The organism is Saccharopolyspora sp. (assembly GCF_017434145.1).
GTDB classification, from domain to species: domain Bacteria; phylum Actinomycetota; class Actinomycetes; order Mycobacteriales; family Pseudonocardiaceae; genus Saccharopolyspora_C; species Saccharopolyspora_C galaxeae.
Window position 1 is genome coordinate 1 of the sequence record NZ_JAFRFW010000095.1, and the last position, 4,817, is coordinate 4,817.

Annotated in this window: 6 protein-coding genes; 3 read left to right on the forward strand and 3 right to left on the reverse strand. The window is 69.6% G+C overall.

What is annotated here, in order from left to right; translation table 11 throughout:
• Nucleotides 1–1,021: malic enzyme-like NAD(P)-binding protein (locus tag IJH84_RS02470; protein WP_295139732.1), on the reverse strand; the 1,021-nt coding region annotated here is incomplete at its 3' end.
• A gap of 388 nt (nt 1,022–1,409) precedes the next feature.
• Here IJH84_RS02470 and IJH84_RS02475 point away from each other — a divergent pair.
• The gene (locus tag IJH84_RS02475) at nt 1,410–2,033 is read left to right on the forward strand and encodes a dTDP-4-dehydrorhamnose 3,5-epimerase family protein (protein WP_295139734.1); all 624 of its coding nucleotides are present in this window, start codon (nt 1,410–1,412) and stop codon (nt 2,031–2,033) included.
• A gap of 3 nt (nt 2,034–2,036) precedes the next feature.
• On the opposite strand, the gene IJH84_RS02480 is transcribed toward IJH84_RS02475, so the two are convergent.
• Nucleotides 2,037–3,635 (reverse strand): GMC oxidoreductase, encoded by a 1,599-nt coding sequence (locus IJH84_RS02480; RefSeq protein ID WP_295139737.1) that lies wholly within the window; start codon nt 3,633–3,635, stop codon nt 2,037–2,039.
• 76 nt (nt 3,636–3,711) lie between these two features.
• Entirely contained in the window at nt 3,712–4,041 is a 330-nt protein-coding gene (locus IJH84_RS02485) for a S24/S26 family peptidase (protein ID WP_295139739.1), read from the reverse strand.
• Between the two features lie 122 nt (nt 4,042–4,163).
• Here IJH84_RS02485 and sodN point away from each other — a divergent pair, with 122 nt between their 5' ends.
• A complete protein-coding gene (gene sodN / locus IJH84_RS02490) occupies nt 4,164–4,571 on the forward strand; it encodes a superoxide dismutase, Ni (RefSeq protein ID WP_200073218.1) in 408 nt (135 codons plus the stop codon).
• A 91-nt stretch (nt 4,572–4,662) separates the two neighbouring features.
• A partial coding sequence (locus tag IJH84_RS02495; protein WP_295139742.1) for a histidine phosphatase family protein occupies nt 4,663–4,817 on the forward strand: 155 nt, incomplete at its 3' end.

A 4,817-nucleotide genomic window follows, 5' to 3' on the forward strand; every position in this document is an offset into this window, starting at 1 on the left:
CCTGCAACGCGCGCTTGAAGATCCCCGGGAACGCCAGCACGGTGTTGATCTGGTTCGGGAAGTCGCTGCGCCCGGTCGCGACCACCGAGGCGTGCCGCCGCGCGACGTCCGGGTGCACCTCGGGGTCCGGGTTGGACAGCGCGAACACGACCGCGCCCGGCGCCATGGTCGCGATCAGATCCTCCGGGATCTGCCCGGCGGACACGCCGATCAGCACATCGGCGCCGTTCAGCGCCTCACCCAACCCGCCGGTGACACCGCGCGGGTTGGTGTAGCCGAGCAGCTCCTGCTTGATCGGAGTGAGGTTGTCCCGACCGGAATGCAGCACCCCGCGCGAGTCCAGCACGACGATCTCGCCGACCCCCGCGGTGTGCAGGATCTCCGCGCAGGCCACGCCCGCGGCACCCGCCCCGGAGATCACCACGCGCAGCGAGCTCAGCTCGCGGCCGGTGACCTTGCAGGCGTTGCGCAGCGCGGCGAGGGTGACCACGGCGGTGCCGTGCTGGTCGTCGTGCATCACCGGGCAGTCCAGCGCCTCGATCAGCCGCCGCTCCAGCTCGAAGCAGCGGGGCGCGGCGACGTCCTCCAGGTTCACCGCACCGAACGAGGGCCGCAGCCGCACCAGCGTCTCGACGATCTCGTCGACGTCGGTGGTGTCCAGCACCAGCGGGATGGAGTTCAGCCCGCCGAAGCTCTTGAACAGCGCCGACTTGCCCTCCATGACCGGCAGCGATGCCCGCGGCCCGATGTCGCCCAGCCCGAGCACCGCGGTGCCGTCGCTGACCACGGCCACCAGGTCCTGGGTCCAGGTGTAGCGGTCGGCGAGGGTCTGATCACCGGAAATGGCGCGGCTGACGTCGGCGACGCCGGGCGTGTAGGCGATCGAGAGATCGCGCGGGCTGGACAGCGGCGCGGTCACCTCGACGCCGAGCTTGCCGCCCTCGTGCGCGCGGAAGATCTCTTCGTCGGTGAGTTCGGTACCGCCGGGGGAAGTGGAAGTGTGGTCGTTCACAGTGGTCACGGCGTCCCTCCTGTTGCCATGGCCTGCGGGACGGGCGACGGAGCCCGGTCCCGGAGCGAATGGGTGGCGGCGAGCCACCCGGCGACGCGCCTGCCTGGCTGGTTCCGGCCACGGCGGGCGTCGGAGACCGGTCCCGGTCGTCCTGGTGCGGACGGCGGACCGGTGGACGCTGCGGTTCGTCCAGTGTGCCAGCAGCGCCGATGACTGTCTGCGACCAGGGTCACAGACTTGATCGAGCAGCCGGGTGTAACGACTGCGGTTTCCGGTCGAACCTTCGCAGCACGGCAAGATTTCCGGATTTTCCCGCCGAACCCCGTCCGCGGTCCACCCCCGCGAGACCGCGGACCACACCGCACGCAGCGACCGGCGCGGTCATAGAGTGCCCGCCGTGCGAGTTCGCTCCTTCGAGATCAGCGGTGTGCACGAGTTCACCCCGAAGTCCTTCCCCGACCACCGCGGCCTTTTCGTGGCGCCGTTCCAGGAGTCGGCGTTCCTGGAAGCCGTCGGCCACCCGCTGCGGCTGGCGCAGACGAACCACAGCGTTTCCGCGCGCAACGTGATCCGCGGCGTGCACTTCGCGGACGTGCCGCCCGGGCAGGCCAAATACGTGTACTGCCCGCAGGGTTCGCTGATCGACGTGGTGGTGGACATCCGGGTCGGGTCCCCGACGTTCGGGCAGTGGGCCGCGGCGAAGCTGGATTCCACCGAGTACCGCGCGCTCTACACCGCCGAAGGACTCGGCCACGCCTTCCTGGCGCTGGAGGACGACACGGTGCTGGCCTACCTGTGCTCCACGCCGTTCAACCCCAGCGCGGAGCACGGGATCGCGCCGCTGGACGCCGAACTCGGGCTGCCGTGGGAGCACTACCTGTCCGGCGAGCCCGTGCTCTCCGAGAAGGACCGGGCCGCGCCCACGCTCGCCGAAGCCGCCGAACGCGGACTGCTGCCCGCCTACGAAACGTGCCAGGCGCGCTACGCGGAACTCCGCGAGCAGCACGCCGCCCGGTCCTGAACCTCAGAAGTCCTCGGCGAGAACCCGTTCCACGTTGCGCTCGGCGAGCGCGGTGATGGTGACGAACGGGTTCACCCCGGTCGAACCCGGGATCAGTGAGCCGTCCGTGACGTACAGGTTCGTGCCGCCGCGCACCCGCCCGTAGTCGTCGGTGGCGTGGCCGAGCACGCAGCCACCCAGCGGGTGGTAGGTGAACCGGCTCTCGAAGGCCCGGTCGTCGCCGAACAGGTCGTGCCGGTACGCGGTGCCGTTGGCCCGGTTGATCCGGTCGAACACCGCCTTCGCAGCGTCGATCGACGGCTGGGTCTGGGATTCCGTCCACCGCAGCTTCGCCGAGTCGCTCGCGGCGTCGTAGACGAACCGGCCGCGTTCCGGGTTGCGGGTGATCGCCAGGTACAGGCTCGCGAACGTCTCGACCCCGGCGGGCACCGGTGCGATCTCGGCGAACACCGGGTTCACCGGGTCGTCCCAGTTGTCGATGCCGAGCGCGGGCATTCCGGACTGGACCATCCCGGTCGCGTTCCACGGGTGGTTGGCGCGGCCGAGCATCACGTTGCCGTTGTTGCCCCACTGCTCACCGATGGCGTCGGAGAGCTCGGGCAGCGCACCGGTTTCCCGGGCGCGCAGCAGCAACTCGGTGGAGCCGACGCTGCCCGCGCCGAGGAACAGGTGCTTGCAGGCGATCTCGCTGGTACCGCGGGACTCGCCGAGCTCGTCAATGCGCTCGATGGTCAGCACGTAGTTCCCGCCCGGCTCGCGGCGCACCGACCGCACCTGCGTGAGGGTCTGCAACGTCACGTTGCCGGTGCCGAGCGCCGCGGGGATGTAGCTCTTGTCCAGGCTGCGCTTGCCGTGGTTGTTGCCGTAGATCACTTCGGAGGCCAGCGCGGACTTCGGCACTTCGCCGGCCTCTTCCCGCCGCATGTAGTCGAAGTCGTAGACGTTGGGCACGAACGCCGTGCGGAACCCGGCCGCGCCCGCCTGCTGCCGGGAAAGCCGCGCGTAGCGGTAGGACTCGCACTGCTCGAACCACGAGCGGTCCACCGAGTTGGTGCCCAGCATCCGGTTGGCCCGCGGGAAGTACCGCGCGTACATCTGCTCGGCGTCCACCTGCGGCAGGATCTGCTCGAAGTAGTCCCGCCGCGGTGTCACCGCCATGCCGCCGTTGACCAGCGAGCCGCCGCCGACGCCGCGTCCGGTGTAGACCGACATCTCGTCGAAGTGGACCTTGTCCAGCACGCCGGCGAACGGCTTGATGTCGCGGTTCGCCAGGTCCAGCCACAGGAAGCTCGCCAGCGGTGCCTCGGTGCGGTTGCGGAACCACATGCTGCGGTGATCCGGGGTCAGCATCGAGGAGAAGATCGTGCCGTCGTCGGCGGCGGTGTTCCAGCTGCGCCCCATCTCCAGCATCAGCGTGGAAACGCCGGCTTCGCCGAGTCGCAGCGCGGTGACCGCCGACCCGTAGCCGGATCCGACGACGACGGCGGGTACGTAGGAGCGTTCGGCGGCCTTCGCGGGGCGGGTGGAGACTGTGCCGATGCCGAGCGCGGCGGCCGTCTGCAGCGCCGCGAGCCCGAGCATGCGCCTGCGGGTGAAACTCATGGAGCGTGAGCATGCAGTCCCGCAGCGCTACTGTGAACCCTGTTTACGTAAACGATGTAAAGAAAGTGAACGCCGATCACTCTGCCTGCGCACGACGCATTCGCCGCGGTTTCGGCCACAACCGACAAACCACCACGCCGAACACCCGCGCAGGCCCGAGCGACCGCGAGTCGGTGGACGCTCCCGCGTTGTCACCCCGCACGTGCCAACCGCCGCCGTCCTCGCGCAGCGCCCGCTTCACCGACAACTGCTCCGGCCGCGCATCCCACCGCACGAGCACCACGTCGCCCGGCTTCGCCGGTGCTCTCGTGCGCACCACGACGACGTCCCCGTCGTGCAGCGACGGCACCATCGAGCCACCCCGCACCAGCACCCGCCGCCAAGGCCAGCGGTCCAGCCGCGACACCACGTCACCTCCCGTTCGAACCGGGCGCGCGCCCGCCTGCGGAGCCCGCCCTCCAGGAAGACGTCCCGGATCTTCGAGAGTAGGGTCACGCCCGTCGGAGCATTCACTGTCAGGGAGGAATGATGGGTCTACTGTCCCGAATCCTCAGCCCCAAGCTGGAGGCGACCGCGCACTGCGACCTGCCGTGCGGCGTGTACGACCCGGCGCAGGCGCGGATCGAGGCCGAGTCGGTCAAGGCGATCCAGGAGAAGTACCAGAACAACGAGGACCAGGAGTTCCGCACTCGCGCGATCATCATCGCCGAGGAACGCTCCGAGCTGGTCAAGCACCACCTGTGGGTGCTGTGGACGGACTACTTCAAGCCGCCGCACTTCGAGAAGCACCCGCAGCTGCACGAGCTGGTCAACAAGGCCACCAAGGCCGCTGGGGCGACCGGCACCAAGGGTTCGATGGACCCCTCCACCGGGCAGCAGCTGCTGGACTACATCGCGGAGATCGACAAAATCTTCTGGGAGACCAAGAAGGGCTGAGCTCCCGGTAGCGACCAAGGCGCCGGCCGGCGGGAACGCACCCGTCCGGCCGGCGTCTTTTCGTGCACCCGGCGCACCTAGACTTCGGGGTGTGGCGGAATCGGCGCAGCACCGGATCTTCGTCCTGCGGCACGGCGAGACCGAGTGGTCCAGCACCGGCAGGCACACCGGGCGCACGGACGTGCCGCTGACCGGACGCGGCGAACGGCTCGCGCGGGCGGCGGGCAAGACCCTCGCGGACCTGCG

Coding starts and splice junctions, on each gene's coding strand:
- IJH84_RS02480 (WP_295139737.1), bottom strand. CDS start 3,635: ATGAGTTTCACCCGCAGGCGCATGCTCGGGCTCGCGGCGCTGCAGACG.
- sodN (WP_200073218.1), top strand. CDS start 4,164: ATGGGTCTACTGTCCCGAATCCTCAGCCCCAAGCTGGAGGCGACCGCG.